Annotated in this window: 4 protein-coding genes and 1 pseudogene; all 5 read left to right on the forward strand. The window is 62.8% G+C overall.

Annotation, left to right across the window (positions count from 1 at the left end; translation table 11 throughout):
• Window positions 1-546, forward strand: a 546-nt coding sequence (locus ACEQXV_RS09300; RefSeq protein ID WP_370268900.1) for a M24 family metallopeptidase, incomplete at its 5' end; no start/stop codon positions are given.
• 214 nt (window positions 547-760) lie between these two features.
• Entirely contained in the window at window positions 761-1,774 is a 1,014-nt protein-coding gene (dctP, locus tag ACEQXV_RS09305) for a TRAP transporter substrate-binding protein DctP (protein ID WP_370268901.1), read from the forward strand.
• A gap of 6 nt (window positions 1,775-1,780) precedes the next feature.
• Window positions 1,781-2,338 carry a TRAP transporter small permease gene (locus ACEQXV_RS09310; protein WP_170848850.1) on the forward strand — a complete coding sequence of 186 codons (558 nt, stop codon included), beginning with the start codon at window positions 1,781-1,783 and terminating at the stop codon, window positions 2,336-2,338.
• A 3-nt stretch (window positions 2,339-2,341) separates the two neighbouring features.
• Window positions 2,342-3,631 carry a TRAP transporter large permease gene (locus tag ACEQXV_RS09315; protein ID WP_093454863.1) on the forward strand — a complete coding sequence of 430 codons (1,290 nt, stop codon included), beginning with the start codon at window positions 2,342-2,344 and terminating at the stop codon, window positions 3,629-3,631.
• Between the two features lie 217 nt (window positions 3,632-3,848).
• Window positions 3,849-4,535, forward strand: a pseudogene (locus ACEQXV_RS09320) (dihydroxy-acid dehydratase); the annotation flags it as partial.
• Window positions 4,536-4,573: the final 38 nt, after the last annotated feature.

Consider the following 4,573-nt stretch of genomic DNA (forward strand, 5'->3'; position numbering starts at 1 on the left):
GCCACGGCGGGTGCCGGCAAGCCGATGACCGGCCATTGGGAATATATCTCGGTTGGGGCGGACCCTTGGGGGGGCGACGCCGTGGCCGCGACGGGCGATCTGGTGAAGGTCGATGTGGGCTGTCTGATGCGGGGCTATACCTCGGACAGCGGGCGGACCTTCGTGGTCGGCGCGCCACGTCGCCTTCAATCCGAACTGCATGATGCGCTGATGGCCGGGTTCCGGGCGGGCTTTGGCCTTTTGCATCCCGGTACCCCCCTGGCCGAGGTGCATCGCGCCACGCAATCGGCGATCCGGGGCAGGGGGCTGACGGGATATTGCCGCGGCCACTTCGGCCACAGTCTGGGCACCGGACCGGGGTCCGAAGAATGGCCCTTCATCTCGGCTTCGGCGCAGACCACGATCGAAAGCGGTATGGTCCTGGCCTTCGAGACACCGATCTACGTCACCGGTGTCGGCGGCATGATCATCGAAGATCAGGTCGAGATCACGCCAGAAGGGCCGGTGTCCATGAACCGTTTGACGCATGAACTACTCGCCTGCTGAATGGGGTGTGACCGGCGCTGCATGCCGGCGTATCGGACATCACGGCCTTTCCCGAAAGGACCGGCATCGCGCGCCATCGGGTCTGTTTTTGCAAAGCCGCTGAGTGCAGCGCCGCACCGGGTGTCGCCTTGACCGTGCAGCGCCAAATCCAAATAAAGGTTAACATACAGCCACCACACGCACCAAAGCGTCTGGCTGAACAGGAGACAAGACCTTGAAAACACTGCTCAACAAAACCGCCTACGCCCTTGTGGCCGGAGCATTGGTCTCCGGTCCTGCCCTGGCCGAGGAATGGCGTTTCAATAACTTCCTGCCCGAGACCCGTCCCGAGTCCGCGCAGCTGGATCAATTCGCCGAGGATGTGAACGCCGCCCTCGCGGACAAGGATTTCACGCTTCAAATGTATCACGGCGGCTCTTTGGGTCTGCCCAACACCGACCTGCTGCGGGTGGTCCCGACCGGTGCCGTCGAGATGAGCCTGATGTGGTCGAACTATCTGGGCCGCGATGCGCCCGAACTGGGGTCGGTGTTCGTGCAGGGTGCGATCAGCACCGTGGACGAGCTGAAGGCCGTGCTGCCTGTGGCACAAGAGATCTACACCGAGGCCTACAACGACTGGGACATCACCACCGTCGGCTTCGTGGCGATCCCCACGCTCTCCGTTTCGGTCTTCTGCCGGGATGAGCCGGTGAACACGCTTGAACAGCTGCGCGACGTGAAGCTGCGTGTCTGGGCCCGCGAACAGGTCGAGACCTTCACCAAGCTTGGCGTTGCCGCGCAGATCGTGCCGCAGGAAGACGTCTATGTTGCGCTGCGCACCGGTGTCGTGGACTGCGCGCTGTATCCCGCCCTGTATGCCCATACGATTTCGCTTCAGGAGGTGACGAAATACGCGTCATTCCTTTATCCGATGGCCTCTGCGCCCTACACGATCGGCGTTCAGGACAAGCTGTGGGATGACACCGATCCGGAAATCAAGGACGCGATCACCGCAGCGGCAGACGCCCTGTGGGAGCGCACCAACCAGTATGACGCCGACGTCGAAAACGAGATGGCCGCGCGCGAGAAACTGGTCGCCCAGGGTCTGACCTGGGGCGAGGATTTCCCCGACGCCGACCGCGAACAATTCGTGGCCGCCGTGTCCGAAACCTGGGCCATGCTGGCCGAGGAAGCGGGCGGTGCCGCGCTGGATTATCGCGCCCGGATGCTGACGGCCCTTGGCCGCTAACCGCTGGTGAGCCGTCTTCGACACACATATGCGCAGGGGCTGGATCGTCTGGCCCTTGCGCTCGCGCTTTGTGCATCGTTGTGCATGGTGGCGATCGTCGGGCTGGTGACCACCAGCGTGGTGATGCGCCGGATCGCCGGCACGCCGCTGCACATCACCGAAGACATCGTCGGGCTTTTGCTGACGGCGATGCTGTTTCTTGGTCTGCCGCTGGTCACGCTTCGGGCGCAGCATGTGCGCGTCTCGATCGTGTCAAACGCGCTTGAGCCCCGGTTTGGCCGGTTGGTCCATATCGCCGCCATGCTGGTCGGACTTCTGTTTTTCGGCTGGATCTTCGTCAAGGCGCTGCCCTGGCTGGAATTCGCCTGGAAACGCAATCTCAAGACCGAAACGGCGCGGCTTCTGCTCTATCCCTGGATGACGGCCCTGCCTGTGTCCGTCGGCCTGACCTGGGTGATCTTTGCCAGCCGCCTGACGGGGCTGATCGAACGCGAACGCTATGCCACCCCTGATGAGGAAGCGACGATCGCGCCCCTCTCTGACACTTCTGACACGGACGGCTAAGCGATGTTCTGGTCCTCTTTGATTGGTATCCTTGTCGCCTCGGCCTCGACCGGGGTTGCCCTTGGCGCGGCACTTGGCCTGACCGGGCTTGTGCTGCTTCAGGTCTTTTCCAACGGAGCCACCGGGCTGGCCGTGGATGCGATCTGGAACGTCTTCAATTCCTTCACGCTCAGTGCGGTGCCGCTGTTCATCCTGCTGGGCGAGATCCTGTTGCGCAGCGGGGTCAGCAACCGGGCCTATGCGGCCTTTGCGCCGGTCTTCAGCAAGGTCCCCGGCGGGCTTTTGCACACCAATATTGCCGTTTGCACCATCTTCGGCGCGGTCAGCGGGTCCAGCCTGTCCACCGCCGCGGCCGTGGGATCCGTGGCCTATCCCGAGATGACCCGCCGAGGCTATGACCGCGACGTCATCGTCGGCAGCCTGGCGGGTGGCGGCACCCTTGGGTTGCTTATTCCGCCCAGCCTGTCCTTCCTGATCTTTGGTGCCCTGACCGAGACCTCGATCGGGCGGCTGTTCATCGCGGGTATTCTTCCGGGCCTGATGATCGGTGCCGCTTTCATGGTCTATATCGTCATCAAGACCCTGCGCCATCCGCATGTCGCCCCGCGCGAGGACGTGCATATGCCGTTTCTGGCGATCCTGCGCGGCATGGGGCAGGTCTGGCCGCTGCTGCTGCTGATCCTCGCGGTGATCGGTTCGATCATCGGAGGCCTGGCCACCCCGACCGAGGCCGCCGCCCTAGGGGTCGTGCTGGCCATCGTGATTTCGTTCATCTGGGGTGATCTGACCCTGACATCCCTGCGCGAGGCGGTGTTCCACGCGACCTTGCTGTTTGCCGCAATCGGTTTCGTCGTCATGGGCGCCACGATCCTGGCGCAGTCGGTCAGCATTCTTGGCGTGGCCCAGCAGATCCTGAACGTGGTCGCCGACAGCGGGCTCAACCGCTATACGATCCTGTTTCTGGTGGTGCTTATCTACCTGATCCTGGGGTGTTTCTTCGACGGGCTGTCGTTGATGATCATGACCCTTCCGGTGGTCTTTCCCCTGCTGGTCGGCCTTGGGTATGACCCGATCTGGATCGGCGTGATGATCACCATCGTGATCGAGATTGGCCAGGTCACGCCGCCCGTGGGCTTGAACCTGTCGGTTCTGGCCAGCCTGACCAACAACGAGGTCAGCCTGGGCCGCGTTGCCCGCGCCACGGTGCCTTACTGGATCATCCATCTTCTCGCCATCGCTGTGCTGACGGTCTTCCCGGCCATCGCGCTGTTCCTGCCGGATCTGCTGTTTTAGGATGGCGACGCGCGATGCGCGGGTTTGGCAACATAATCTATATTGTCCGGTATTGAGGGGTCAATCAGCCAGGGTTTGCCCGGCGTGGCGTGCCTGTCCTGATCCCCTGACAAAGATCAGTCCGGCCTTTCAATCGGCGCGGCTTCGCAGTACTTGCAATGTGTTGAAATCGTAGCCTGTGCAGCACCCGCTGCATCCGCAAAAATTGGAGCCGCCTATGCCCCGCTATCGTTCGAGAACCAGCACCCATGGCCGCAACATGGCAGGTGCCCGCGGCCTCTGGCGCGCCACCGGCATGAAGGACGGCGACTTTGGCAAGCCGATCATCGCCATCGTCAATTCCTTTACCCAGTTCGTGCCCGGCCACGTCCACCTGAAGGACCTGGGCCAGATGGTCGCGGAAGAGGTCGAGAAGGCCGGCGGTGTCGCGAAGGAATTCAACACCATCGCCGTGGATGACGGCATCGCCATGGGCCACGACGGGATGCTGTATTCCCGTCCCTCGCGCGAAGTCATTGCCGACAGCGTGGAATACATGGTCAACGCCCATTGCGCCGACGCCATGGTCTGCATCTCGAACTGCGACAAGATCACCCCCGGCATGCTGAACGCCGCGATGCGGCTCAACATCCCCGTGGTCTTCGTCTCGGGCGGCCCGATGGAGGCCGGCAAGATCGACCTCGAAGACCTCGACATGAAGAAGATCGACCTCGTCGACGCCATGGTCGCGGCCGCCTCCGATACGCTGACCGACGCGCAGGTGCAGCATATCGAGGAGAACGCCTGCCCGACCTGCGGCTCCTGCTCGGGCATGTTCACCGCCAACTCGATGAACTGCCTGACCGAGGCGCTGGGGCTGTCGTTGCCCGGCAACGGCTCGACGTTGGCCACCCAGATCGGAAGAGCGTCGTGGAGGGAAAGAGTGTAGACGAGCGTGTAGAT

This window comes from Nioella sp. (assembly GCF_964229645.1).
GTDB lineage: Bacteria > Pseudomonadota > Alphaproteobacteria > Rhodobacterales > Rhodobacteraceae > Nioella.

Excerpts from the sequence above, each read along its gene's own strand:
- ACEQXV_RS09315 (WP_093454863.1), top strand. The coding sequence starts at position 2,342 with ATGTTCTGGTCCTCTTTGATTGGTATCCTTGTCGCCTCGGCCTCGACC.